This window comes from Streptomyces pacificus, assembly GCF_011766325.1.
GTDB lineage: Bacteria > Actinomycetota > Actinomycetes > Streptomycetales > Streptomycetaceae > Streptomyces > Streptomyces pacificus.
The window spans coordinates 170,026-195,423 of sequence record NZ_BLLG01000005.1; the positions used below are offsets into that span (position 1 = coordinate 170,026).

Below are 25,398 nucleotides of genomic sequence, written 5' to 3' on the forward strand. Positions count from 1 at the left end.
CCCATGACCATGGACAAGCTTTCGGCGTTCGAGTACGCACCCGCGCCCGAGTCGCGGTCGGTCGTCGACATCGCCCCGTCGTACGGCCTCTTCATCGACGGCGAGTTCACCGACGCCGCCGACGGCAGGGTCTTCAAGACCGTCTCCCCCTCCACCGAGGAGGTCCTGTCCGAGGTCGCCCGGGCGGGCGCCGAGGACATCGACCGCGCGGTGGGCGCGGCGCGCAGGGCGTTCGCGACGTGGTCCGCGCTGCCGGGTTCCGAGCGCGCCAAGTACCTCTTCCGCATCGCCCGGATCATCCAGGAGCGCTCGCGCGAGTTCGCCGTCCTGGAGACGCTGGACAACGGCAAGCCGATCAGGGAGACCCGCGACGCCGACCTCCCGCTGGTCGCGGCGCACTTCTTCTACTACGCGGGCTGGGCGGACAAGCTCGGCCACGCCGGATACGGGCCCGACCCGCGGCCGCTCGGCGTCGCGGGCCAGGTCATCCCCTGGAACTTCCCGCTGCTGATGCTGGCGTGGAAGATCGCCCCGGCGCTCGCCACCGGCAACACGGTGGTGCTCAAGCCCGCCGAGACCACCCCGCTGTCCGCGCTCTTCTTCGCCGACGTCTGCCGCCGGGCCGGACTGCCCAAGGGCGTCGTCAACATCGTCCCCGGCTACGGCGACGCGGGCGCGGCGCTCGTCGCCCACCCGGATGTGAACAAGGTGGCCTTCACCGGTTCCACCGCGGTCGGCAAGGCCATCGCCCGCGAGGTCGCCGGCACGGACAAGAAACTCACGCTGGAGCTGGGCGGCAAGGGCGCCAACATCGTCTTCGACGACGCCCCCCTCGACCAGGCCGTCGAGGGCATCGTCGGCGGCATCTTCTTCAACCAGGGCCAGGTCTGCTGCGCGGGCTCCCGCCTCCTCGTCCAGGAGTCGGTCCACGACGAGCTGCTGGACGCCCTCAAGCGGCGGCTGTCGACCCTGCGCCTCGGCGACCCGCTGGACAAGAACACCGACATCGGCGCCATCAACTCGGCCGAGCAGCTGGCCAGGATCACGGCCCTCGCCGAGACCGGCGAGGCGGAGGGCGCCGAGCGCTGGACGGCGCCGTGCGCACTGCCGTCGGCCGGCTACTGGTTCGCCCCGACGCTGTTCACCCATGTCACCCAGGCCCACACCATCGCCCGGGAAGAGATCTTCGGCCCGGTGCTCTCGGTGCTGACGTTCCGGACCCCGGACGAGGCCGTCGCCAAGGCCAACAACAGCCAGTACGGCCTGTCCGCAGGCATCTGGACGGAGAAGGGCTCCCGCATCCTCGCGGTGGCGGGCAAGCTCCGGGCCGGAGTCGTGTGGGCCAACACCTTCAACAAGTTCGACCCGGCCTCGCCCTTCGGCGGATACAAGGAGTCGGGCTTCGGCCGCGAGGGCGGCCGCCACGGTCTGGAGGCCTACCTCGATGTCTGAGCCGACGCGTCTGTCCGTCTTCAAGACCTACAAGCTGTACGTCGGGGGCAGGTTCCCCCGCAGCGAGAGCGGCCGGGTGTACGAGGTGACCAGGGCGACATCAGCCGCCGGCGCGGCGGCCAAGGGCAAGAGCAGGAGCAAGGGCGAAGGCGGGGGCGAGTGGCTGGCCAACGCGCCCCTCTCCTCCCGCAAGGACGCCCGGGACGCGGTCGTCGCCGCGCGCAAGGCGTTCGGCGGCTGGTCGGGTGCGACGGCCTACAACCGGGGCCAGGTCCTCTACCGCGTCGCCGAGATGCTTCAGGGCCGCAGGGAGCAGTTCGTGCGCGAGGTGGCCGACGCCGAGGGCCTGTCGAGGTCCGGGGCGGGCGCGGTCGTGGACGCCGCGATCGACCGCTGGGTGTGGTACGCGGGCTGGACGGACAAGATCGGCCAGATCGCCGGCGGGGCGAACCCGGTCGCGGGCCCGTACCTCAACCTGTCGACACCCGAACCGACCGGTGTCGTCACCGTGCTCGCCCCGCAGGAGTCGTCCTTCCTCGGCCTGGTCTCGGTGATCGCCCCCGCGATCGCGACGGGCAACACGGTCGTGGCCGTCGCATCGGAGCGGGCGCCGCTGCCGGCGCTGTCGCTCGGCGAGGTGCTGGCCACGTCCGACGTTCCCGGCGGAGTGGTCAACATCCTGTCCGGCCGCACGGCGGAGATCGCCGCCCCGCTGGCCGCGCACCAGGACGTCAACGCGATCGACCTCACCGGGGCCGCGGCGCAGCTCGCCGCGGAACTGGAGGTCGCCGCGGCGGACAACCTCAAGCGGGTGCTGCGCCCTCGCGCCGAGGACTGGACGGCCGATCCCGGCACGGACCGGCTGACGGCCTTTCTGGAGACCAAGACGGTCTGGCACCCGACGGGTTCACTGGGGGCCTCCGGCTCGGCGTACTGACACGTGCCCGTCGGCGGGACGCGCGGCGCACCTGCCGCACGTCCCGCCGCACGCCGGCGGACCCGTGGGGGCGATCCCCCACGGGTCCGCCGCGCTGCTCCCCCGCCAGCCCCGTGGGGCGGACCCGGGGGAGCAGCGACCGCGCGTCCGCACGCCGGTCCGGGCCCTGCTCCGGCCCGCCCCTGGCCGGCCGGAGACCCGCCGGGGCCGACACGGGACCGGCCCGGGGGCGCCGGGGATCAGCCCGAGACCGGCCCGGCGCCGCCGGGGATCAGCCCGCCGAGCAGCGGACCGACGAGCGGGATCTCCCGCGGGCTGCCCAGCGAGCCGGTCACATACCGGGTGTCGAGCGCCGGGAAGTCGGCGATCTGCGTACCGATCCCGTTGTCGAGCGGGTCCACACCGGTGTGTGCGAGCGGGTTCAGCGGAACGCTCTCGACGGGTGCGCCGATGTACCCGACGGTGTCCGCGAGGGCGTTCACGGCCGCCGGGCCGTGGCCGTCCGCGGGCGCCGCCTGAGCCGGTGCGGCCCCGGCGCCGAGCGCCGCGCCCAGCGCGGTCACGGTCAGCCCGGCCGCCCTGAGCAACTTCGTGCCTGCCATGGGAATCCTGCCTCCAGAAGTAACCGGTCGACGACGCAGCGTAGTTGCGATGTGACGCTCGATACCAACCGGACCTCCGGGGGGTCCCACGCACGGGTCAATGCCTCACACTGGTGTCCCGTGAGTTCCCAACCCCCGCCGACGCGTGTCGTCCTGCTGTCCGGGCCCTCCGGTTCCGGAAAATCGTCCCTCGCCGCCCGCTCCGGCCTCCCGGTGCTGCGCCTCGACGACTTCTACAAGGAGGGGGACGACCCGAGCCTCCCGCTGATGGCGGGCACCACGGCCGTCGACTGGGACTCCCCCGCCTCCTGGGACGCCGACGCCGCGGTCCGCGCGGTCGCCGAGCTGTGCCGCACGGGGCGGACGACGGTCCCGGTGTACGACATCGCCACCAGCTCCCGCACCGGCCGTGAGAACGTCGACATCTCCCGCACCCCGCTCTTCGTCGCGGAGGGCATCTTCGCCGCGGACATCGTGGACCGCTGCCGGGAGCTCGGCCTCCTCGCGGACGCCCTGTGCCTGCGCGGACGGCCCTCGACGACCTTCCGCCGCCGGCTGGTGCGGGATCTCCGAGAAGGCCGCAAGTCCGTGCCCTTCCTGCTCCGGCGCGGCTGGCGGCTGATGCGCGCGGAGCGCGGCATCGTCGCCCGCCAGGCGGCACTCGGCGCCCACCCCTGCGCCGCGGACGAGGCCCTCGTCCGCCTCGCCGCCGCCACGGCGGACGACTGCCGCGCCGTCCTCGCCGGGGAGACGGCGTAGCGAGGCCGGACCGGCGGCCCCCTGCCGGTCCGCAGGATCAGAGCGGACGGCGGACGGCAGGGGGCCCGGGGGCGCCGCCTGCCGCGAGCAGAAGGACCCGGCGGCTCGCAGCGCACCCCGGCGGGCATGGATGCCGCACACCAGGGGAGTGCCCAGGGAAGCTCTTCCTCGCGGGCCTGAGACTGAACGCCCGGGGTTGCGCGACGGATCAAGGTGAACGACGGCTCGTCCGACAGCCGAGGAAACGCCTTGCCGAGGGGACCACCATCGGGAACGGGGCCGCCGGGAACGGGGCCGTGGAGGGGCCGACCGGGCGCCGCAGGGGCGGAGCGCGCCGGGCCCAGGCGCCCCCGAGCGGCATACGATGGGAAGCGGGGCGCGAAGTCTGGAGAGAGACATGCGCACTGCGGTCATCGCGGGCTCCCTCGACGAGCACGCCCTCGAGCTGGCCCGTCGACTGCACGGCCGGGGCTGGTCACTGGTGCTGGACACCGCCGATGCCGACGCTGCCGCCGACACCGACACCGCCGGCGTCCTCGGAACCCCGGTCGGGGCTCCGGTGACCGCGCTCGCCGGAGACATCCGCGACGGTAGCCACCAGATGGCGCTGGTCGAGGCGGCCCGCGACCTGGGAGGACTGGACCTCCTGGTGAGCAGCGCCGGCATTCGGCCGCCGGTCGCACTGTGCGACCCGCCACCCGACGCGTTCCGCCGCATGCTGGACGTGACCGTACTCGCGCCACTCGGTCTGCTCCGTACGGCTCTGCCGCTCCTCCGGGAGTCGCGAGGCGCCGTGGCCGCCGTCAGCCCCCACAGCGCGGCGGAGCCCGGCGGCCCCCTCGACGGATACAGCGCGGTCAAGGCGGCACTGGACCGGCTGGCGGCCGAGATCGCGATCGAGGAACCGCTCGTGCGCGTCTGGACCGTCGACTCCGACGGCCGCGCACAGGCACCCGCCCTGCTGGAACTGCTGGAGCACGGAGCCCCGTCCGGCCACTACGACACGGCCGAGGTCCTCCGGAGCGCCCAAGCCGGCAGGGCCGACACCGCCTCGCCCGCAGGCCTGACCGACGGCACCTCCGCCTCCGTCCCGGGTGCGGACCGCGGCGCGCGGAAGGCACGAGCCCGCGGCAGTGCCGGTCTCTCCCGCGCGAAGTTCTCACTCCCCGGGGCCCTGAAGGCGAACGTGCCGCCGGAGGAGCACGGTGTCGACCGCGGCGACGTGCGGCTGCTGGTGGGGAGAAAGGCGTCGGGCGAGGTGACTCACCATCATTTCTCCGAACTGCCGCGCCTGCTGCGCCCGCTGGACGTCCTGGTGGTGAACACCTCCGCGACCGCGCCTCCGAAGGTCGACGGCCGGGCCGGATCAGAGGCGGTGACGATCCGGTTCTCCACCCGGTTGGACGACGGCCGCTGGGTGGTGGAACTGTCCTCCGCGGACGGCGGCACACCGGTGGACACCTGTGCGCCCGGGACCGTGGTCGCCGTGGACGACGACACACGGGTCCGGCTGGTGCTCGACCACAGACTGGAGCCCGGATCGAACCGGCTGTGGCTGGCCCACTTCCTGGCGTCGGGCCCCTCGACGGACCGACTCCGACACCGGGGACGGCCGTTCCACGGGGATGTCGGGACCTGCCATCCGCTGACGGCGCAGCAGACGGTGTTCGCCGACGCGACGGAAGTGGCGTCGGGAGCACCCGCCCACCAGTCCGCGGAGCTGCCCAGCGCGGCACGGCCCTTCACCGACCACCTGGTGACCGCCGTGGTGACGCGGGGCGTGGTGATCGCGCCGATCGAACTCCACACCCGGCCCTCCCCCGGTGCGCCGAGTCAACCGCCCGGCCCGGAACTGTTCGCGGTCCCCCCGGCGACGGCACAGTTGATCAACAACGCGCGTGCCTGCGGCGGGAGGGTCGTCGCCGTCGGCACGACCGCGGTCCGCGCGCTCGAGTCCGCCGCCGACCAGGGCGGTACGGTCCGAGCAGCCCGCGGCTGGACCGATCTCGTCATCGGCCCGCAGCGCACGATCCAGACGGTCTCCGGTCTCCTCACCGGGCTGCACGAGGCCGAGGCATCCCATCTGAGGCTCCTGGAGGCCCTGGCGGGAACGGAGCTGCTCACCGCCTGTTACGCGGAGGCACGGGTCGAACACTACCGGTGGGGCGAGTTCGGAGACGTCAACCTCCTCCTGCCCGACTGAACCGGCCCCGTCCGCGCCGGTGCCGCGTGGTTCCCGGGAACTCCCGGCCGTCGCCGGCCCCTCACGCGAAGCGGTCGGTGCATCGGGCGGTGGGGAACGGTCGCCGGCGCCGCCGCAGCCCCCGAGGCAGCGCCGGTGGACGCCCGGCAGCACTCCCGGCACGGGAAGCCGTCACGTGCGGCCCGCGATCGCCGCCGCCCCCATCGCCCTGCCGGGCCCGCGGCATCCGGCGCGGCGCCCGTCCCGGCAGACCCGCCCGGCAGCACACGCGGGCACACGGGCGTGACGCGGGCCGTCACGCAGGCCGGCGCGGCCGCCACGCACACGCACACGCACACGCACACGCACACGCACGAAGCGTGCCCGTGCGGGGCCCCCGCACGGGCACGCGAAGCGGGGCCGTGCGGCACCTCAGGCCGCGCGGCCCCGCTTCACCCTCCCCCGCGGTTCCCCGCCTCGTCCCCCGTCGCTTCCCCAGCGGACCGCGGAGCCCCCGTGGCCCCCGTTGCTCCCCCGTACCGCCTTCAGGCCACCAGCTCGCCGAAGGACTCCTCCTCGTCACGGCCGAAGCTCAGCGCCCCGTCCTCGCGCATCCGGCGCAGGGAGCGCCAGATGCTCGACTTCACCGTGCCGACGCTGATGCCGAGGATGTCCGCGATCTCCGGGTCCGTGCGTCCCTCGTAGTAGCGCAGCACCAGCATCGTGCGCTGCAGCTCGGGAAGCCGGGCCAGGGCCTGCCACAGGACCGCGCGCAGCTCCGTGCCGCGCATCGCGTCCGTGTCGCCCGCCGTCTCCGGAAGCTCCTCGGTCGGGTATTCGTCGATCTTGCGCCGGCGCCAGGCGCTGATGTGCAGGTTCGTCATCGTCCTGCGCAGGTAGCCGCCGAGCGCCGCCTTGTCGCTGATCCGGTCCCACGCCCGGTAGGTGGAGAACAGCGCGCTCTGCAGCAGGTCCTCCGCCTCGTAGCGGTCACCGGTCAGGTGGTACGCCGCCGCGTACAGGGAGGCGCGGCGCTCCCGGACGTAGGCGGTGAACGCCGCTTCGGCGTCCGCCCGCTCCTCCGGGCCGCTCCGCTCCCCCGTGCCCTCCCCGTACCCGCTTCCCCCGTGGCCCCCCTCGGCCTTCGCGTCAACGACCGCCATCCACGGTGTCCGCACCTGCTCAGCGGACGACGGCTTGTGCTGACGCCCGGCGCCGCGAGCGCACCCCCGCACGTTCACGGCGCCGGACTTCTCGGTGTTCCGCACGACGTCGTGGAGACGTGTGACAACCGCGCTCGAAGCGGTGCTGTGCAGTGCCTTCATCTCGCGCCCCCCGTCGGCAGGAGTCCGTTTCCCTCTCGTGGTGACGACTCTGCCGGGGGGACTTCACACCGTTGTCCGCCGACTGTCACAGACCTGTCACAGGCCCCTCGCCCCCGGTGGGACGGGTCACGGCCGTCCGGAGGTCGTCCTGCCGCGGCCGCATGCGCCAGAATGACCGGCGTGCCTTTCCTGTTGCTGATCGAGGACGACGACGCCATCCGCACGGCCCTCGAACTCTCGCTGTCACGCCAGGGCCACCGTGTGGCCACCGCGGCGACGGGCGAGGACGGCCTGAAGCTGCTGCGCGAGCAGCGGCCGGACCTGATCGTGCTGGACGTGATGCTGCCCGGCATCGACGGTTTCGAGGTGTGCCGGCGGATCAGGCGCACGGACCAGTTGCCGATCATCCTGCTGACCGCGCGCAGCGACGACATCGACGTCGTCGTCGGCCTGGAGTCGGGCGCCGACGACTACGTCGTCAAACCGGTGCAGGGACGGGTCCTCGACGCACGGATCCGCGCCGTGCTGCGGCGCGGTGAGCGCGAGTCCACGGACTCGGCGACCTTCGGCTCACTGGTGATCGACCGCTCCGCGATGACGGTCACCAAGAACGGTGCGGATCTGCAGCTCACACCGACCGAACTGCGGCTGCTGCTGGAGCTGAGCCGCCGCCCCGGCCAGGCCCTGTCGCGCCAGCAGCTGCTGCGCCTCGTGTGGGAGCACGACTACCTGGGCGACTCCCGCCTGGTGGACGCCTGCGTCCAGCGGCTGCGGGCGAAGGTGGAGGACGTACCGTCCTCGCCGACCCTGATCCGCACGGTCAGAGGCGTGGGCTACCGGCTGGACACACCGCAGTGAGCGGTGCGGCGAAGAGGGCCATACTCGCGGGGCTCGGCTGGACCAGTCTCCGGCTGCGCCTGGTCGTCGTCTTCGGCCTGGTCGCCCTGACCGCCGCCGTGTCCGCGTCCGGCATCGCGTACTGGCTGAACCGCGAGGCCGTGCTGACCCGTACGCAGGACGCGGCGCTCGGCGACTTCCGGCAGCAGATGCAGAACCGTGCCGCGTCGCTGCCCGCGCGTCCCACCGAGGCGGAACTCCGCACGACCGCCGAGCAGATGGCGGGCGGTGACGCCGGCTACAGCGTGCTGCTACTCGGGGATCAGACGGCCGGCAAGGCGCTCGTCGGCGCCTCCGACCCGGACGTCTTCACCCTCGGCGACGTGCCGGCGGAACTCCGGAAGGCGGTCGCCGAGCAGCCGAACCTATTCTGGGTGCGCACCCAGCGGGGCGACACTCCCTATCTGGTGGCCGGCACCCGGGTCGTCGGCGGAGGCCCCACCGGCTATCTGCTCACGTCCCTCGACCAGGAGCGCCAGGACCTCAACTCGCTGGCCTGGTCGCTGGGCATCGCCACGGCCCTGGCCCTGGCCGGCTCGGCGCTGCTGGCGCAGGCCGCGGCGACGACCGTGCTCAAGCCGGTCCAGCGGCTCGGGCAGGCGGCCAGGCAGCTCGGGGAGGGCAAACTGGACACCCGGCTGCAGGTGTCCGGCACGGACGAACTGGCAGATCTTTCGCGGACCTTCAACAACGCGGCGGAGTCGCTGGAGAAGAAGATGGCGGACATGAGCGCGCGGGAGGAGTCCAGCCGTCGCTTCGTCGCCGATATGTCCCACGAGCTGCGTACCCCGCTCACCGCGCTGACCGCGGTGACGGAGATCCTGGAGGGCGAGCAGGACACCCTCGACCCGATGATCGCCCCGGCGGTTGAGCTGGTGGTGAGCGAGACACGGCGGCTGAACGACCTGGTGGAGAATCTGATGGAGGTGACCCGCTTCGACGCGGGCACGGCCCGGCTGGTCCTCGACGACGTCGACGTCGCCGACCAGGTCACCGCCTGCATCGACGCCCGGGCCTGGCTGGACGCCGTCGAACTGGACGCGGAGCGCGGCATCATGGCCCGCCTCGACCCGCGCCGCCTCGACGTCATACTCGCCAATCTGATCGGCAACGCCCTGAAGCACGGCGGATCGCCGGTGCGGGTGGCGGTGCGCACGGAGGGCGAGGAGCTGCTCATCGAGGTGCGGGACCACGGGCCGGGCATCCCGGAGGAGGTCCTGCCGCACGTCTTCGACCGGTTCTACAAGGCCAGCGCCTCGCGGCCGCGGTCCGAGGGCAGTGGACTGGGGCTGTCCATCGCGATGGAGAACGCCCTGGTCCACGGCGGAGGCATCACGGCGGCCAACTCGGCGGACGGCGACGGCGGTGCGGTCTTCGTCCTGCGGCTGCCCCGCGACGCCTCCGTCCTGCCCCCGGAGGGCAACGGACGGGCCGACGGCGGGCACGGCGGCGAACGCGGCACCGGACACGGCACCGGACACGGCACCGAACGCGACGCACGACGGGGAGAGGCGGGCGACGCGCGGTGAGCCGAGTACGCAGGCAGCACCGGGCCTCCGCACCGGACGCACCGGACGCACCGGCGGCCGGCGGACCCTCCGCCCCTGGGCGAGGCGCCCCCCGGACCGGGGTGCGCAAGGCGGCCGCGGCCCTGGCGGCCGTCGCCGCCCTCGTGACCGCCGCCGGGTGCGGCATCAGGACGACCGCGGTTCCGGTCGACGCGGGCCCGGCGCCCTCCCGGGTACCGTGCACGCTCTCCGGCAAGCCGACCCCCACCCCGGCGCAGCCGCAGATGCATGTGCGCGTGTACCTGGTGTGCGCATCGGCGCTCGAGGCGGTGGACCGTACCCTCACGGTCTCCGAGGTACGGACCGGCGTCCGGCTGCGCACCGCCCGGACGCTCCTCGGCGAGCTGATGGAGCAGCCCTCGGCGACCGAGCGGGAAGCCGGGTTCTCCAGCCTGGTACGGGGGCCGCTGGCCGTATCCCCGCCCCGCGACGGCGATCCCGCGGGCACGCTGCGGCTGAGCCGCCGTCCCGAGGACCTGCCGGCGGCGGCGCTGGCGCAGGTCGTGTGCACACTGGCGGAGAGCCCGGCGGCGGCCGGGAGTGGCACGGTGGTCCTGGCCGGACCCGGCGACCACGCGCCCCGCGGCTACCGCTGTACGGACTCGGTCAAGCAACGGCCCGACGCCGCCCCGCCGACCGCGGGCCCCCCGACGCCGGCACCGACCTCCTGAGCCGGGCTGCGGGGCACCGGGCAGGGCTCCCGGAACCCGGCCACGCCCAAGCCGGGATGCGACGCGCGACCGCCGGAGCGGGCCCGGGGCGGCTCCGCGCGGCGGCTGCGGGCCCGGGGCGGCTCCGCGCGGCGGCTGCGGGCCCGGGGCGGCTCCGCGCGGCGGCTGCGGCCGGGCTCGCGACGCGGGCGTGTCCGTGCGGAACCGATCCCACCGGCCATCGCGTCTTGGGGTGCGTGCAGCGTCAAGGTTCGGGCGGCAGTGCCGCCATCCGCTTCCGCGTGGCGGGAGGCGTCCTCCTCCTCGCACACCTCGCCGTCGTCGCGTGGCTGACGCTCCGCCCGCTGGACGTGCCGTGGGTGACGGCGGCGAACCTGGAGCCGCTGGCGGGCATCAAGGCCGACCTCGCGGCGGGGCCCGTCCAGGGGGCCCGCAGGATAGGCGAGGGACTGCTGCTCCTGGCCCCCCTCGGGATACTGCTCCCGATGGCGGGCGGCAGGATCGCCGTCTCCCCGTGGGCCTCACTGTCGCGCACGGTCGCTGCGGGAGCACTGCTGTCCCTGGGCATCGAACTGCTCCAGACCGCGGTGCCGGGCCGGGTCGTCGACGTGGACTCGCTGCTGCTCAACACCGTGGGCGTGGCGCTGGCCCATCTCCTCGTCGTCCCGGCCGGGCGGGCCCGGCTGCGGCGCGGGAGCTCCGGACGCCCTCCGGCGGACCGCGGGAGGGGGCGGGGGACCGTGCTCCGGGACGACGTCCCCCGGGGTCCTACCCCGACGATTCCCAGGGTCGGGATCGCCCCCTAGAGCGATGCTTGTTCCGCTTGTCCGGGGAACGATGGAGTCATCGGGAGCCCGGCGGAGCGGCTCCCCCGAAGGACTTGTGAAGGAGCCCACCATGGCCGCACTCACCCGCCCCCGCAGCTGGGGGCACCGCCCGCTCCGGAGGAGTGGCGGGAGGATGATCGGCGGAGTGTGCGCGGCGCTGGCAGGGCGTTTCGGCACCTCGGCGAACACCATGCGCGTGATCTTCCTGGTGTCCTGTCTGCTGCCCGGACCGCAGTTCCTGGTCTATCTGGCGCTGTGGGTGCTGCTGCCGGCGGAGAAGCCCGCCGCCACCGCCTGGTGACGGCGGCCGCGGCCGCGCGGCGGCTGCGGTCCCGCGGCCGGCCCGGCGCGCGCCCCGGCCCATCGGCGCCGGGGCGCCGTCCTGCGCACCCTGGCGGACGGGCAGCGCACGGACGGCGCACGGACAGCGCACGGACAGCGCACGGACGGCGCACGGATACGGACGGCCGATGCCGGCAGCCGATACCGACGGCTGGGGCAGCGGCCGGCAGCACCTGGATGCGGACGGCGTCCCCCGTGACCCCGGCCGGGCGCCGCACGAAGTCCGCACCCGGTCCGCACGAAGTCCGCTCGTGCTCCGTGCGGATGGCCCGCACGCTCTCCGTTCGGGGTCCGCACGGGGTCACATGAGGCCGTCCGTCCGGATCAGAGGGGCAGCGGAAGGCCGTTGAGCGGGAGACCGCTCAGCGGAAGCCCGCTCAGCGGCGTCGCACCGACCGGCAGACCGCCCAGGAGGCCGCCGGCCGGGGCGGCCGCGGGGAGAGTCCGGGCGCCGGACTGCCCGGTGAGGTCGTCGACGGCGGGCAGTGCGACCGGCTGGACGGCGGAGAGGGCGTCGACCGGTGTGCCGACGTCGGGGAGGGCCGTCGCGGCCGAGGCGGAACCGGCGGCGGCAGCAGCGAAGGCGGCACCGAGAGCGGCGGCGCCGAGGGTCTTGGCAGCAGTGTGCTTCATCAGGTGGGTTTCCTTGCGGAGGGGAATTGCACGGCATTGCAAGCTAGCCAGCATGCCCCGGGCCCCGCAAACACCCGGGAAACGAAAAGGACCGGGAGTTGACACTCCCGGCCACTTTCACATCACCCTCACTCAGCCCTGTTCAGAGTCGAAACCGCTGGTCGTGACCGTCTGCCGGAAGAGCCACTCGGACTTCAGTTCGGCATATCCCGGCTTGATGACCTCATTGATCATCGCGAGTCGCTCATCAAAAGGAATGAACGCCGATTTCATCGCATTGACGGTGAACCACTGCATGTCGTCGAGCGTGTAGCCGAACGTCTCGATCAACAGCTCGAATTCACGGCTCATGCTGGTGTTGCTCATCAGCCGGTTGTCCGTGTTGACGGTGGCCCGGAAATGCAGCCGGCGCAGCAGCCCGATGGGGTGCTGCGCGTACGAGGACGCCGCGCCGGTCTGCAGATTGGACGTCGGGCACAGCTCCAGCGGGATGCGCTTGTCCCGGACGTACGCCGCGAGCCGTCCCAGCTGCACACCGCCGTCCGCTGCGACGTCGATGTCGTCGATGATGCGGACCCCGTGCCCGAGCCGGTCGGCGCCGCACCACTGGAGGGCCTGCCAGATGGACGGCAGTCCGAACCCCTCCCCGGCGTGGATCGTGAAGTGGTTGTTCTCCCGCTTGAGGTACTCGAAGGCGTCGAGATGGCGGGTGGGCGGGTAGCCGGCCTCGGCACCCGCGATGTCGAAGCCCACGACCCCCGCGTCGCGGTAGCGGTTGGCGACCTCGGCGATCTCCAGGGCCCGGGCGGCGTGCCGCATGGCGGTCAGCAGGGCGCCCACCCGGATGCGGTGGCCGTCGGCCCTGGCCCGGCGCTCCCCCTCCCGGAACCCCTCGTTGACGGCCTCGACGACCTCTTCCAGGGTCAGCCCCGCTTCGAGGTGCTGCTCCGGCGCGTAACGCACCTCCGCGTAGACGACGCCGTCCGCTGCCAGGTCCTCGGCGCACTCGGCGGCGACCCGTGCGAGGGCCTCCCGGGTCTGCATGACGGCACAGGTGTGCGCGAACGTCTCCAGATAGCGCTCCAGTGATCCGGAGTCCGCGGCCTCGTGGAACCACATGCCGAGCTTGTCCGGCTCGGTCTCGGGCAGGGCGTCGTAGCCGACGTCGCGGGCGAGGTCGATGACCGTCCCGGGGCGCAGCCCACCGTCGAGGTGGTCGTGCAGAAGGACCTTCGGAGCGCGGCGGACCTGGTCCGCGGTGGGCCCCTGGGGCCCGGGGGCGCTTTCCCCCGAGGGCGCGTGCGGTGTCTGGCTCGTCATCTCCGCACTCTATTCCCTACGCGCGTAGCGGGCAGCCGCGCGAACCACCTGCCGATACACAACGGTGACCGTGCGGACGGGTCGCGTACACCTGTCCTTCTGAGACTGTTCTGGCATGGCACACCAGGCACTGCCCCGGTGGTGGGGGCGTATGGCGGGCGTGGCGGGGTCGGCCCGTGCACGGTTCCAGGGGAACGCGGCGCGGGAGGAGCGGGGAGGCGGTGGCGGGTCCCGGGACGGGCTGGGCCGGGCGGTCCGGCCGTTCGGAGAACCGGCGCACGGGGTCGTCACCGGAGTGGTGCTGGTACTACCGGACGGCGACCCCGAGTCGGCGCGCGGCCGGTCGGCGCTCTCCCACGCCTCCGCGCTGCCGCTGGCCCGCGCGCTCGCCAGGGCCGGCCGCGCGGACGGTCTCGCCGTACACGTGGTGCGCTACCGCGGCCGCGGCTGGAACGGCACGGAAGCCCGGCTGGCGGCGGACACGTCCCGGGCGGCGGACGAGGCGGTACGGCGCTACGGCGACGTCCCCCTGTGCCTGGCCGGCCACGGCATGGGAGGCCGCGCCGCCCTGCACGCGGCCGGCCACGCCGCCGTCAACTCGGTCCTGGCGATCGCCCCCTGGCTGCCGGAGGACGACCTGGCCGCGGACCCCGAACCGGTGCGGCAGCTCGTGGGACGACGGGTGCTGATCGTGCACGGCACCAACGACGCGAGGAGCGCTCCGGAGCTGTCGTACCGGCTCGCGGAACGGGCGAAGAAGACGAACCGCGACACCTGCCGGTTCGAGGTCCACACCGACGGGCACGCACTGCGGCACTACCAGGACGAAGTCCAGTCGCTGGCGGCGGACTTCGTCCTCGGCTCGCTGTTCGCGCGCGCCTATGCCCGTCCCGTCGCCGACGCGCTCGCCGCTCCCCCGCCGCTGGGGCTCCGGATGCCCCTGGCCGCCGGCTTCGGGCGGGCGGTGCGGCACTGACGGCCCCGGGTGGCGGCGGACGGGCCGGACGCGCCGGGCGCTTGCGGCGGCGGCACGGGGGCGCCGCGCCGGGCGTGGGGACGCGCGGCATCGGGGGCCGGGGCCGGCCTGCGCGCACGGGTGCGCGGGTACACCAGGGCGCACGGGGGCGCGCGTGGATGCGCGGGGATGCGCGGGCGCCGAACGCGCTGAGGCGAGCACCGGCATCCACGTCGCCGGACCCACCGCGCCGGACCCGCCCCGCCGGACGGGTCCGTGCCTCAGTCCGGGAGCAGGTTCCCCCGGCGGGACAGCAGGAACTTCTTGAACGCCGCCACCGGCGGAGTGTCCGGGTGCCCGTCCAGCCACGCCACCCCCACCTCCCGGATCGCCCGCGGCGCCGTCACCGTCAGCTCGGCCACTCCGGGGCGCGGCACCGCCGGCGGGGGCAGCAGGGCCACGCCGAGGCCGGCGGCGACCAGGCCGCGGAGCGTCTCCGCCTCCTCACCCTCGAAGGCGACGCGCGGCGAGAAGCCCGCCTCGGTGCAGAGCGCGTCGGTGATCCGGCGCAGCCCGTAGCCGGGTTCGAGGGTCACGAAGGTCTCGTCCGCGGCCTCGGCGAGCCTGATGCGCTTGCGGGTGGCGAGCCGGTGGTCGTCGGGCACGACGAGCCTCAGCCGCTGGTCGTCGAGGCGCCGGGCGACCAGGTCGGGCGCGTCGGGGACGGGCGAGGTGAGGCAGAGGTCGAGCTCGCCGGCCCGTAGCCGTTCGAGCATGGCCTCGCCGTAGTTCTGGACCAGTGTGAAGCGGACCCGGGGATGGTCGACGCGGAAGGCCCGGATCAGTTCCGGCACGGTCTCGGAGCCCATGGTGTGCAGGAAGCCGAAGGCGACCTTGCCCCCGGACGGGTCGGCGTCCGCGCGTACCGACTCGGCCGCCCGCTCGACCTCGCCGAGCGCGCGCTCCACCGAGGCGAGGAAGTCGCGGCCCGCGGCCGTCAGCGACACGGTGCGGCCCCTGCGCGTGAACAGCATCACGCCCAGGTCCTGTTCGAGACGGACCATGGAGCGCGAGAGCGTCGACTGGGGCACACCGAGCTCCTGTGCGGCCCGGGTGACGTGCTCGTGGCGGGCGACCCCGGCGAAGTACGCGAGGCGCGGCGCGAGCAGCAGCCGGATGGCTTCTTCGTAACTACTCGGTGACAGTCGAGTCTGTGAACTGCGGTCATGCACCATGGGAACGATTAAAGCCGTTCTATGCATTGGACGCATCAAAAGTGCGCGCCTACTTTCGAGGCATGCCTTCCGCCAGTACCGGGGCGCCCACCACCGTGGGTGCCCACTCCTCGCCGTGCCCCGAGCCCGCCACCGAACCCGCCACCGAGCCCGGCACCGAACCCGGCACCGACGCCACCACCCCGCCGAGGCTCGCGCCCGGGGTGCCCGGCTACCGGAGGATGAGCCTCGCGCTCTTCGCCGCGGGCATCGCCGCCTTCGCCCTCCTCTACTCCACGCAGGCCCTGCTGCCTGCGGTCTCCCACGAGTTCGGCGTGACCGCGGGCACGGCCAGCTGGACCGTCTCCGCGGCCACCGGGGCGCTCGCCCTGTGCGTACTGCCGCTCAGCGCGCTGTCCGAGCGGTTCGGCCGGGTGCGGCTGATGACGGTGTCCCTGGTGGCGGCCACGGCCCTCGGGCTGCTGGTGCCGTTCGCGCCCGGCCCCGAGTGGCTGGTGGCGCTGCGTGCGGTGCAGGGTGCGGCGCTCGCGGGCATCCCCGCGTCGGCGATGGCGTATCTGGCGGAGGAGGTGCGCCCGAAGGCGCTGATCGCGACGATCGGGCTGTTCGTCGCGGGAAACAGCGTCGGCGGGATGAGCGGCCGGATCGTGACCGGCTGGGTCGCCCAGCTGTGGGGCTGGCGGGCGGCACTCGCCGCGGTTGGGCTGATGGCGGTGGTCTGCACCGTGGCGTTCCGGCTGCTGCTGCCGAAGGCGCGGCACTTCACGCCCGGTTCGCTGGACCCGGGAGCGCTGGCGCGCACCGTCCGCGGTCATCTGTCGGACCCGCTTCTGATGCGGCTTTACGGGATCGGCGCGCTGTTCATGACGGTCTTCGGCGCGGTGTACACCGTGATCGGCTACCGCCTCGTCGGCGACCCGTTCGGCCTGCCCCAGGGCGTCGTCGGCTCCGTCTTCCTGGTCTATCTGGTCGGTACCGCCTCCTCGGCCGCGGCGGGCCGCCTGGTGGGGAAGCTCGGCCGGCGCGGTGCGCTGTACCTGGCGGTCGGCACGACGGCGGCGGGTCTGCTGCTGTCGCTCGCCGACTCGCTGGCCGCGGTGCTGGCGGGCCTGGTGCTGATCACGGCGGGCTTCTTCGCGGGGCACGCGGTGGCCTCCGCCGCGGTCAGCCGTACCGCGACGACGGGCCGCGCGCAGGCCTCGGCCCTGTACCAGTCCGCCTACTACCTGGGCAGCAGCGCGGGCGGCACGCTCGGTGCCGTGGCCTTCCACTCCGGCGGCTGGGCGGGCACGGTCCTGCTGGGCCTGCTCGCGGTGCTCGGGGTCGTGTCGATCACGCTGTACGGGTCGTACGCGGCGCGGGCTCGGGTACCGGTGCCGGTGCCGGTGCGGGAGAACCGTCACCTGCTCTCCGCGGCGGCGGCGCGCCACTGAGGCAGCCGTGACGGCAGGGGCGGCAGGGGCGCACTTCCGCCGGTCCCGCCGAATCCGTGCCCTTCCCCCGACAACCAGGGCCCGCCCGTACGCGTCCAAGACTCAGGGCAACCACACCGGACGTACAGGGGAGTTGGTGACCGCGGGCCGCACAGGGCAGTGGGGGACCGCAGTGAGACGGGGCGGTGTCGCCCTCGGCACCGTGGCGCTGGTGGTGCCGCTGGGCCTCGCGCTCGGCGCCGCACCGGCCCGGGCGGCGTCGTGCACGGCGTCGACCGGGCCGTACCAGCCAGCCGGGCACCTGAGGCCCGTTGTCAGTGCCGCCCTGTAGCGTCCGAAGGGCTGGAGCGGACGGCGACGGGAACAGGACCCATGGATGACCAGGCGACGGCACGGGATCTCGAATCCAGGCTCGAGAGCCACCGGAAGGAACTCACCGGATACTGCTACCGCATGCTCGGCTCCGCCTTCGAGGCGGAGGACGCGGTCCAGGACACCATGGTGCGGGCCTGGAAGAACCTCGGGAAGTTCGAGGGGAGGTCCTCGCTGCGATCCTGGCTGTACCGCATCGCCACTCATGTGTGCCTGGACATGCTGCAGGCGGGCAACCGCCGGGCCCGTCCGATGGACCTGACCGGGGCCACCACGGTGGCGCAGGCCCGGCTCACCGCCCGTCCGGAGATCACCTGGCTGGAGCCGGTGCCGGACGGGCGGGTGCTGCCGTCGGTGGCCGACCCGGCCGACACGGCGGTGGAGCGCGAGTCGATCAGGCTGGCGTTCGTCGCGGCGCTCCAGCGCCTGCCCGCGAAGCAGCGCGCGGTGCTGATCCTGCGGGAGGTGCTGGCGTGGAAGGCCGCCGAGGTGGCCGAACTCCTGGGCACGTCCGTCGCCTCGGTCAACAGCGCGCTCCAGCGGGCCCGCGCCTCCCTCGCCGAGTACCAAGCCTCCGGCTCCGATGCGGCGGACCCGCTCGACGAGGAGCAGCGGAAGCTGCTGGAGCGCTATGTCGCCGCCTTCGAGGGATACGACATGCGGGCCCTGACGGCGCTGCTCCGCGAGGACGCCACGATGTCCATGCCCCCGTACGACCTGTGGCTACGCGGCCATGACGACATCGTGGGGTGGATGCTCGGTGCCGGCGAGGCGTGCCGCGGCTCGAAGCTGGTCCCCACGGTGGCCAACGGTTCGCCGGCCTTCGCGCAGTACCGCCGCGGCCGGGACGGCAAGGGCTACACGCCGTGGGCGCTGATCGTCCTGGAGGTCGCCGACGGCCGGATAGGCGCGATGGACTTCTTCCTCGACACCAGGCGGTGGTTCCCGCTGTTCGGGCTGCCGGAGCGGCTCAGCGCCGAGGGAGTGCCGGAGCGGCTCACCGCCGGTTGCTGAGCGTGCCGGGGCGGCCCGGTGCCTGGGGGGTGCCGGGGCGGCCCGGTGCCTGGGGGGGGGTGCCGGAGCGGCTCAGCATCGGGGGATGAGCGGAGCCGCCCGGCCCTGGTCGTCGCCGCCCAGTCCGGTGAGGTCGAGCAGGGCGAGCAGTTCGGGACCGGCGTTCACCAGCCGCAGCTCCCGGCCCAGTCTCCGCGCGGTCAGCCGTAGCCGGGCGACGGCGTGCACGGCCGTCAGATCGGCGACGGCCAGCCGGCCCGCATCGCACACGATCTCCCTGCCGGTGCCTCCGTCGGCGGTGAGTCTCCGCAGCCGGGCGCACAGCAGCGGCACATCGGCCGGGGCGATCCGGCCGGGGAGTTCCAGAACGACGGGTTGCTCGATGCTGTCCATAGGAGGGGAGACCGCGCCCGCCGCGGGGACTCATCGATGATGTCCGCCTTGCAGCCCTCGGGTGCGTCCGGCTCCTCCCGGAGGCGGACCAGCTCGTCCCAGCCCTGACCGGATTCGGGCTCGACGCCGAGTGCGCCCATGGCGGTTTCCTCTGCCGGTGCGTCACCGGGTCCAGCACGCCGAACGGGACCGGCGGCCCACCACCGGTCCCGTTCACCCGAGGGAAGTCGCCGACCGGGAACGCGTCGGCGGCCGGGGAGACGTCAGCGCCCCGGAGGATCTCGGGGACGGATGACGAACCCGCCGGATCAGGCGATGCGCTCCAGCACCACCGGGGTCGCCTCGTGGGCGGCGCCCGGTGCGGCGATACCGAAGGAGCCCTCCAGGGACCGCAGGGCGTAGTCGAACTTCTCGGGGGTGTCCGTGTGCAGGGTCATCAGCGGGGCGCCCGCGGTGACCTCGTCGCCGGGCTTGGCATGCAGTTCGACGCCCGCGCCCGCCTGCACCGGGTCCTCCTTGCGGGCCCGGCCGGCGCCCAGGCGCCAGGCCGCGACGCCGACCTGGTAGGCGTCGAGGCGGGTCAGCACGCCCGAGGCCGGTGCCGTGATCACATGCCGCTCGCGGGCGACCGGCAGCGCGGCGTCCGGGTCGCCGCCCTGTGCGGCGATCATGCGCCGCCAGACATCCATCGCGGACCCGTCGGCCAGGGCCTTCGCCGGGTCGGCATCCCTGACGCCGGCCGCGTCGAGCATCTCCCGGGCCAGCGCGAGGGTCAGCTCCACGACGTCGGCCGGGCCGCCGCCCGCCAGCACCTCGACGGACTCGCGGACCTCCAGGGCATTGCCGGCGGTGAGACCGAGCGGCGTGGACATGTCGGTGAGCAGCGCCACGGTCCTGACGCCGTGGTCCGTGCCGAGGCCGACCATCGTGGACGCCAGCTCCCGGGCGTCCTCGATGTTCTTCATGAAGGCGCCGGAGCCCACCTTGACGTCCAGCACGAGCGAGCCGGTGCCCTCGGCGATCTTCTTGGACATGATCGAGGAGGCGATCAGCGGGATCGCCTCGACCGTGCCGGTGACATCGCGCAGCGCGTACAGCTTCTTGTCGGCGGGAGCGAGACCGTCACCCGCGGCGCAGATGACCGCGCCGGTGGTGTCGAGGACCCGCAGCATCTCCTCGTTGGACAGCAGCGCCCGCCAGCCGGGGATGGACTCCAGCTTGTCGAGGGTGCCGCCGGTGTGGCCGAGGCCGCGGCCGGACAGCTGCGGCACGGCGGCGCCGCAGGCGGCGACCAGCGGCGCGAGCGGCAGCGTGATCTTGTCGCCCACGCCGCCGGTGGAGTGCTTGTCGGCGGTCGGGCGGGAGAGCGAGGAGAAGTCCATGCGCTCGCCGGACGCGATCATCGCGGCGGTCCAGCGGGCGATCTCGGTGCGGTCCATGCCGTTGAGCAGGATCGCCATCGCCAGCGCCGACATCTGCTCGTCGGCGACCTCGCCGCGGGTGTACGCGTCGATGACCCAGTCGATCTGCTCCGGAGAGAGTGCGCCTCGGTCGCGCTTGGTGCGGATGACGGAGATGGCGTCCATGTACTGGGGGTCCTTCCGGGTACGAACGAGGTGGTGCGAAGAGTGTCGCGGCCCCTCCGCCGGAGCGGCGGAGGGGCCGCCTTGTCAGGGCCCCGCGGGGCCCGGGGCCCTGACGGGCGCGAGGGCCCAGGGGCTCCGGGGCGGGGTGTGCCCGTCAGCGGCGGCGCGACGGGGCGGACATCGCCCGGTGCGGCACTAGCCGGACGTCTCCGGTCCGGGCCCGTGCCGGCCGGGCGTGCCGTCCGGGCCCGGCGCCTGCGGGCCCGGCGCCTGCGGGCCCAGCTTCTGCGGGCCGAAGGCCAGGGGCAGCATCTCGGACAGGGGCAGGATGCCCGCCTCGGTGTCCAGCAGCAGTGCGGGCCCGCCGAACTCGTACAGGAGCTGGCGGCAGCGGCCGCAGGGCATCAGCACATCGCCGTCGCCGTCCACACAGGTGAAGTGCGTGAGCCGGCCACCGCCCGAGGCGTGCAGCTGCGACACGAGTCCGCATTCGGCGCACAGCGACAGGCCGTACGACGCGTTCTCGACGTTGCAGCCGCTGACGGTGCGGCCGTCGTCGACGAGGGCGGCGGCACCGACCGGATAGCCCGAGTACGGGACGTACGCGTGGGACATCGCCTCGCGCGCCGCCTCGCGCAGAGCCGCCCAGTCGACGGCACGGGCGGCACCCCCGGAGCCACCGGAGCCGGCGGCACCCGCGTCGCCGGCCGGGGCGGGGCGGGGCGTCACTTGCCCTGCCCCTTCTTGTACGGCAGGCCGTTGGCTTTCGGCGGCCTCAGACGCTGCGCCGACAGCGCGAGCACCAGAAGGGTGGTGACATAGGGAGCGGCGTCCACGAACTGGCTGGGCAGCGCGTCGGTGAAGCCGTACCAGACGAAGAGCACGCCGGAGGCGGCCAGGGAGACCGCGCCCTGCCAGTACTTCTTCTTGTACAGCTGCCAGGCGCAGGCCAGCACCAGCAGGATCGCCAGCAGCAGGAGCATGGCGTGGACGTTCTCGGCGCCACCGCGCAGCTTGAGGCTGTCGGTGAAGCCGAAGAGCCCGGCGCCGAGTGCCAGTCCTCCCGGCATCCAGTTACCGAAGATCATCGCGGCGAGACCGATGTAGCCGCGTCCGCCGGTCTGGCCCTCCTGGTAGATGCCGGTGGAGACGATCACCAGGAAGGCTCCGCCGAGTCCGGCCAGCGCGCCGGAGGCGATCACCGCGATGTACTTGTACTTGTAGACGTTGACGCCGAGGGTCTCGGCGGCGACCGGGTTCTCACCGCAGGACCGCAGCCGCAGGCCGAAGCCGGTGCGCCACAGGATCCACCAGGTGGCGGGCACCAGCAGCAGCGCGATCACCGTCAGCAGGGACAGGTCGGTGACCAGGCCGCCGAGCACGCCCGCCAGGTCGGAGACGAAGAACCAGTGCCTGGCCTGGAGGTCCGCCAGGGCCTCGGAGAGCCAGGGGATGGTGATCTCGGGGATCTGGTCGATGCGCGGGGACTGCTTCGAGGAGCCGCCGGGCTCCTCGGCGAAGGTGAAGTTCGACAGGTAGCGGGTGACGCCGACGGCCAGGATGTTGATGGCCACGCCCGAGACGATGTGGTTCACGTTGAACGTCACCGTCATGAGCGCGTGGAGGAGCCCGCCGAGCGCGCCGCCGACGACGCCCATCAGGACACCGCTCCAGGGGCCCCACTGGAACCCGGCCCAGGCACCGAACCAGGTGCCCATGATCATCATGCCCTCGAGGCCGATGTTGACCACGCCGGCCCGTTCGGCCCACAGGCCGCCGAGTCCGGCGAGGCCGATCGGCACGGCCAGCTGGAGGGCTCCGGAGACCTGGCCGACCGAGGTCAGGTCGTTGGCTCCGCTGATCACGCGGACCAGCGAGAACAGCGCGAGACCGGCCGCGATGACCAGCAGGATGACGGGCAGCGACAGCGTGGGGCGTCCACCGCCCTTCCGGGGCGCGGTGCTCGTCATCGAGACCGTGCTCGTGGACTCGCTCATGCCGTCCTCATTTCGTTCTCCCCCGGCGCCGGCGCCTGGGCGGTGACCCGTTCTCCGCTCCCGCGGCCCGGGGCCGCGGCCTTCGTCGTCGTCTGCGGCCCGCCGGCCGCGCGCGCGTCGCTCACAGCGCGACCTCTTCCTTGTTCCTGCGGGCCTGGGCGGCGAGTTCCTCGCCGACCTTCTGCTGCTGACGGCGGAGCCCGTACTGGCGGACGAGTTCGTAGGACACGACGACCGAGATCACGATGAGTCCCTGCATGATCGTCGCGATCTCCTTCTCGTAGCCGAACTGGTCCAGGTCGGCCGAGGTCTTCTCGATGAAGGAGATGAGGAGCGCGGCGAAGAAGATGCCGATCGGGTTGTTGCGGCCCAGCAGGGCGATGGTGATGCCGGTGAAGCCGACGCCGGCCGGGAAGCTCAGGCTGTAGGTGTGGGTCTGGCCCAGCAGCAGCGGCATGCCGACGAGGCCGGCCACCGCGCCCGAGATCAGCATGGCGGTGAGGATCATCTTCTTGGAGTCGACACCGCTCGCCTGGGCCGCGGACTCGCTGGCTCCGGTGGCGCGCAGGTCGAAGCCGAAGCGGGTGCGGTTGAGCGCGAACCAGTAGACGACGCCGAGGGCGAAGGCCACGAAGGTGAAGCCGTAGATGGTGCCGCCCTCCATCGCCAGGCCGGGGAACCAGCCGGACTCGGCGATCTCGCCGGTGGTCAGGTCGTTCGACCCGGGCAGCTGCTCGCCGAGGTTGGCGGGGAGGATCATCCAGGCGATCAGGCTGGTGGCGATCGCGTTGAGCATGATCGTGGAGACGACCTCGCTGACCCCGCGGGTGGTCTTCAGGATTCCGGCGACACCGGCCCAGAGCGCCCCGACCAGCATGGCGACGATCACGATCAGCAGGATGTGCAGGGGGCCCGGCAGTTCGACGCTCGCGCCGACGACGGCGGCCAGCATCACGGCGAGGCGGTACTGGCCGTCCACACCGATGTTGAACAGGTTCATCCGGAAGCCGACGGCCACGGCGAGCGCGGCGAGGTAGTACGTGCCGGCCTGGTTGAGGATGTTGACCTGGACGTCCGTGAACTCGGCCGTCTCGAGCATCAGCCGGTACGGCTCGATCGGGTCCCGGTCCGAGACGAGCAGCACCACCGAGGTGAGCAGGAACGCCACCACCAGGGCGAGGCCCGGGCCGGCGACGCCGAGGAGCAGCCGGTCCTTGTCGAACTTCTTCATCGGCCCTCACCGTTCTGGTTGTGCTCGAGGTGCCCGGTCGCAGCGCCCGTCATGGCCGACCCCAGCTCCTCGGGAGTGATCGTGGCGGGGTCGGCGTCCGCGACCAGCCGGCCGCGGTACATCACCCGCAGGGTGTCGGAGAGCCCGATGAGCTCGTCCAGGTCGGCGGAGATCAGCAGCACCGCCAGGCCCTCCCGCCGCGCCTCGCGGATCTGGTCCCAGATCTGGGCCTGCGCGCCGACGTCCACGCCCCGGGTGGGGTGGGCGGCGATCAGCAGCTTGGGGGCGTGGCTCATCTCGCGGCCGACGATCAGCTTCTGCTGGTTGCCGCCGGACAGGGACGCGGCCGTGACCTCGATGCCGGGGGTGCGGACGTCGTACTCGCGGACGATGCGCTCGGTGTCCTTGCGGGCCGCCTTGAGGTCGAGCAGGCCCTTGCGGCTGTTGGGCCGCTCGGTGACGTGGCCGAGGATGCGGTTCTCCCAGAGCGGCGACTCGAGCAGCAGTCCGTGGCGGTGGCGGTCCTCGGGGATGTACCCGATGCCGTCCTCTCGGCGCTTGCGGGTCGGCGTGTGCGAGATGTCCGTCCCGTCGAGGGTGATGACGCCGCCGTCGGGGTCGCGCATGCCCATCAGCGCCTCGATCAGCTCGGTCTGGCCGTTGCCCTCGACCCCGGCGATGCCCATGACCTCGCCCTTGTGGATGGTGAGGGTGATGCCGTCGAGGACCTCGCGGACGACGCCGTCGGGGTCGGTCGCGGTCAGCCGCAGCCCGTCGACGTCCAGCATCGGCACATCGGTCACGGTCGACTCGCGGGTCTCCGGCGAGGGCAGCTCGCTGCCCACCATCAGCTCGGCGAGCTGCTTCGGGGTGGTGGTGCGCGGGTCGGCGGTGCCGACGGTGGTGCCGCGGCGGATGACGGTGATCTCGTCGGCCACCGAGAGCACCTCGCCCAGCTTGTGGGAGATGAAGATGACGGTCAGGCCCTCGGCCTTGAGCTCGCGGAGGTTGTCGAAGAGCGCGTCGACCTCCTGGGGCACCAGCACCGCGGTCGGCTCGTCGAGGATGAGGGTGCGGGCGCCGCGGTAGAGCACCTTGAGGATCTCGACGCGCTGGCGGTCGGCGACGCCGAGCTGCTCGAGGAGGACGTCCGGGCGGATGTTCAGCCCGTACGCGTCGGAGATCTCCCTGATCTTGTCGCGGGCCCTCGCCCCGATCCCGTACAGCTTCTCGCCGCCGAGCACGACGTTCTCGAGCACGGTGAGGTTGTCGGCCAGCATGAAGTGCTGGTGGACCATGCCGATACCGGCCGCGATGGCATCGGCCGGGCTGTGGAAGCCGACCTGCGTGCCGTCGATCGTGATCGTGCCCTCGTCCGGCTTCTGCATGCCGTAGAGGATCTTCATCAGGGTCGACTTGCCGGCACCGTTCTCACCGACGAGGGCGTGCACCGTGCCCTTGTGGATGGTGATGTCGATGTCGTGGTTGGCGACGACGCCGGGGAAGCGCTTGGTGATGCCGTGCAGTTCTACAGCCGGCGGCGTTGACGGACTGGACGCGTTGATGACGCACTCTCCTTGGCGGGGAAGGAGCGAGAAGCAGTGGGCAGGGCGGACGCCACGAGGGGTGTCGGGGGCGGGAGTGGGGCGAAGTTACCGCGCCCACAG

22 protein-coding genes and 1 pseudogene are annotated in these 25,398 nt (G+C 73.1%); 12 read left to right on the forward strand and 11 right to left on the reverse strand.

The window, feature by feature from the left end; all coding sequences use genetic code 11:
• Positions 1 to 3: 3 nt before the first annotated feature.
• Together SCWH03_RS10525 and SCWH03_RS10530 are read left to right on the forward strand one after the other, a co-directional pair.
• Positions 4 to 1,452, forward strand: coding sequence for an aldehyde dehydrogenase family protein (locus SCWH03_RS10525; protein WP_173263913.1), 1,449 nt, complete (start codon positions 4 to 6; stop codon positions 1,450 to 1,452).
• Complete coding sequence (locus tag SCWH03_RS10530; RefSeq protein WP_173263914.1) at positions 1,445 to 2,389, forward strand: aldehyde dehydrogenase family protein; 945 nt, start codon at positions 1,445 to 1,447, stop codon at positions 2,387 to 2,389. The genes SCWH03_RS10525 and SCWH03_RS10530 overlap by 8 nt, the downstream gene beginning before the upstream one ends.
• A gap of 239 nt (positions 2,390 to 2,628) precedes the next feature.
• Here the strand turns inward: SCWH03_RS10530 and SCWH03_RS10535 are convergent, their stop codons facing one another.
• Complete coding sequence (locus tag SCWH03_RS10535) at positions 2,629 to 2,991, reverse strand: hypothetical protein (RefSeq protein WP_173263915.1); 363 nt, start codon at positions 2,989 to 2,991, stop codon at positions 2,629 to 2,631.
• A 51-nt stretch (positions 2,992 to 3,042) separates the two neighbouring features.
• Between SCWH03_RS10535 and SCWH03_RS10540 the strand changes: the two genes are divergently transcribed.
• Together SCWH03_RS10540 and SCWH03_RS10545 are read left to right on the forward strand one after the other, a co-directional pair.
• Positions 3,043 to 3,750, forward strand: coding sequence for a uridine kinase (locus SCWH03_RS10540; RefSeq protein ID WP_173263916.1), 708 nt, complete (start codon positions 3,043 to 3,045; stop codon positions 3,748 to 3,750).
• Positions 3,751 to 4,147: 397 nt separating this feature from the next.
• The gene (locus SCWH03_RS10545; RefSeq protein ID WP_173263917.1) at positions 4,148 to 5,953 is read left to right on the forward strand and encodes an SDR family NAD(P)-dependent oxidoreductase; all 1,806 of its coding nucleotides are present in this window, start codon (positions 4,148 to 4,150) and stop codon (positions 5,951 to 5,953) included.
• Positions 5,954 to 6,477: 524 nt separating this feature from the next.
• Here SCWH03_RS10545 and SCWH03_RS10550 read toward each other — a convergent pair.
• Entirely contained in the window at positions 6,478 to 7,257 is a 780-nt protein-coding gene (locus SCWH03_RS10550) for a SigE family RNA polymerase sigma factor (RefSeq protein ID WP_173263918.1), read from the reverse strand.
• Positions 7,258 to 7,437: 180 nt separating this feature from the next.
• Here SCWH03_RS10550 and afsQ1 point away from each other — a divergent pair, with 180 nt between their 5' ends.
• The 5 genes from afsQ1 to SCWH03_RS10575 all read left to right on the forward strand — a co-directional run bounded on the left by afsQ1 (position 7,438) and on the right by SCWH03_RS10575 (position 11,521).
• A complete protein-coding gene (gene afsQ1 / locus SCWH03_RS10555; protein ID WP_173263919.1) occupies positions 7,438 to 8,115 on the forward strand; it encodes a two-component system response regulator AfsQ1 in 678 nt (225 codons plus the stop codon).
• Entirely contained in the window at positions 8,112 to 9,683 is a 1,572-nt protein-coding gene (locus SCWH03_RS10560) for an ATP-binding protein (RefSeq protein WP_254076673.1), read from the forward strand. The genes afsQ1 and SCWH03_RS10560 overlap by 4 nt, the downstream gene beginning before the upstream one ends.
• The gene (locus SCWH03_RS10565) at positions 9,680 to 10,393 is read left to right on the forward strand and encodes a hypothetical protein (RefSeq protein ID WP_173263920.1); all 714 of its coding nucleotides are present in this window, start codon (positions 9,680 to 9,682) and stop codon (positions 10,391 to 10,393) included. The genes SCWH03_RS10560 and SCWH03_RS10565 overlap by 4 nt, the downstream gene beginning before the upstream one ends.
• 236 nt (positions 10,394 to 10,629) lie before the next feature.
• Positions 10,630 to 11,199, forward strand: coding sequence for a VanZ family protein (locus tag SCWH03_RS10570; RefSeq protein WP_173263921.1), 570 nt, complete (start codon positions 10,630 to 10,632; stop codon positions 11,197 to 11,199).
• A gap of 91 nt (positions 11,200 to 11,290) precedes the next feature.
• Positions 11,291 to 11,521 carry a PspC domain-containing protein gene (locus tag SCWH03_RS10575; RefSeq protein WP_173263922.1) on the forward strand — a complete coding sequence of 77 codons (231 nt, stop codon included), beginning with the start codon at positions 11,291 to 11,293 and terminating at the stop codon, positions 11,519 to 11,521.
• Positions 11,522 to 11,886: 365 nt separating this feature from the next.
• Here the strand turns inward: SCWH03_RS10575 and SCWH03_RS10580 are convergent, their stop codons facing one another.
• Positions 11,887 to 12,195: a hypothetical protein gene (locus SCWH03_RS10580; RefSeq protein WP_173263923.1), complete on the reverse strand. Its 309-nt coding sequence runs from the start codon at positions 12,193 to 12,195 to the stop codon at positions 11,887 to 11,889.
• Between the two features lie 132 nt (positions 12,196 to 12,327).
• On the reverse strand, positions 12,328 to 13,515 hold the full coding sequence (locus SCWH03_RS10585; protein ID WP_173263924.1) for an adenosine deaminase: 1,188 nt from the start codon (positions 13,513 to 13,515) through the stop codon (positions 12,328 to 12,330).
• Positions 13,516 to 13,810: 295 nt separating this feature from the next.
• Here SCWH03_RS10585 and SCWH03_RS10590 point away from each other — a divergent pair, with 295 nt between their 5' ends.
• Complete coding sequence (locus SCWH03_RS10590; RefSeq protein WP_173264169.1) at positions 13,811 to 14,491, forward strand: alpha/beta fold hydrolase; 681 nt, start codon at positions 13,811 to 13,813, stop codon at positions 14,489 to 14,491.
• Positions 14,492 to 14,751: 260 nt separating this feature from the next.
• Here the strand turns inward: SCWH03_RS10590 and SCWH03_RS10595 are convergent, their stop codons facing one another.
• On the reverse strand, positions 14,752 to 15,705 hold the full coding sequence (locus SCWH03_RS10595; protein WP_173263925.1) for a LysR family transcriptional regulator: 954 nt from the start codon (positions 15,703 to 15,705) through the stop codon (positions 14,752 to 14,754).
• A gap of 62 nt (positions 15,706 to 15,767) precedes the next feature.
• Here SCWH03_RS10595 and SCWH03_RS10600 point away from each other — a divergent pair, with 62 nt between their 5' ends.
• Together SCWH03_RS10600 and SCWH03_RS10605 are read left to right on the forward strand one after the other, a co-directional pair.
• Positions 15,768 to 17,138: an MFS transporter gene (locus SCWH03_RS10600; protein ID WP_254076675.1), complete on the forward strand. Its 1,371-nt coding sequence runs from the start codon at positions 15,768 to 15,770 to the stop codon at positions 17,136 to 17,138.
• A 372-nt stretch (positions 17,139 to 17,510) separates the two neighbouring features.
• Complete coding sequence (locus tag SCWH03_RS10605; RefSeq protein WP_173263926.1) at positions 17,511 to 18,524, forward strand: sigma-70 family RNA polymerase sigma factor; 1,014 nt, start codon at positions 17,511 to 17,513, stop codon at positions 18,522 to 18,524.
• A 72-nt stretch (positions 18,525 to 18,596) separates the two neighbouring features.
• Here SCWH03_RS10605 and SCWH03_RS10610 read toward each other — a convergent pair whose 3' ends face one another.
• The 6 genes and pseudogenes from SCWH03_RS10610 to SCWH03_RS10635 all read right to left on the reverse strand — a co-directional run bounded on the left by SCWH03_RS10610 (position 18,597) and on the right by SCWH03_RS10635 (position 25,296).
• Positions 18,597 to 18,917: an STAS domain-containing protein gene (locus tag SCWH03_RS10610; protein WP_173263927.1), complete on the reverse strand. Its 321-nt coding sequence runs from the start codon at positions 18,915 to 18,917 to the stop codon at positions 18,597 to 18,599.
• Positions 18,918 to 19,225: 308 nt separating this feature from the next.
• Positions 19,226 to 20,503, reverse strand: coding sequence for a thymidine phosphorylase (locus SCWH03_RS10615; protein WP_173263928.1), 1,278 nt, complete (start codon positions 20,501 to 20,503; stop codon positions 19,226 to 19,228).
• A 279-nt stretch (positions 20,504 to 20,782) separates the two neighbouring features.
• Positions 20,783 to 21,232: pseudogene (locus SCWH03_RS10620) on the reverse strand (cytidine deaminase); the annotation flags it as partial.
• Entirely contained in the window at positions 21,229 to 22,500 is a 1,272-nt protein-coding gene (locus tag SCWH03_RS10625; RefSeq protein WP_173263929.1) for an ABC transporter permease, read from the reverse strand. The gene SCWH03_RS10625 and the pseudogene SCWH03_RS10620, both read right to left, overlap by 4 nt.
• 121 nt (positions 22,501 to 22,621) lie before the next feature.
• Entirely contained in the window at positions 22,622 to 23,731 is a 1,110-nt protein-coding gene (locus tag SCWH03_RS10630) for an ABC transporter permease (protein WP_173263930.1), read from the reverse strand.
• Complete coding sequence (locus SCWH03_RS10635; RefSeq protein ID WP_173264172.1) at positions 23,728 to 25,296, reverse strand: ABC transporter ATP-binding protein; 1,569 nt, start codon at positions 25,294 to 25,296, stop codon at positions 23,728 to 23,730. Before SCWH03_RS10635 ends, SCWH03_RS10630 begins: the two co-directional genes overlap by 4 nt.
• Positions 25,297 to 25,398 lie beyond the last annotated feature (102 nt).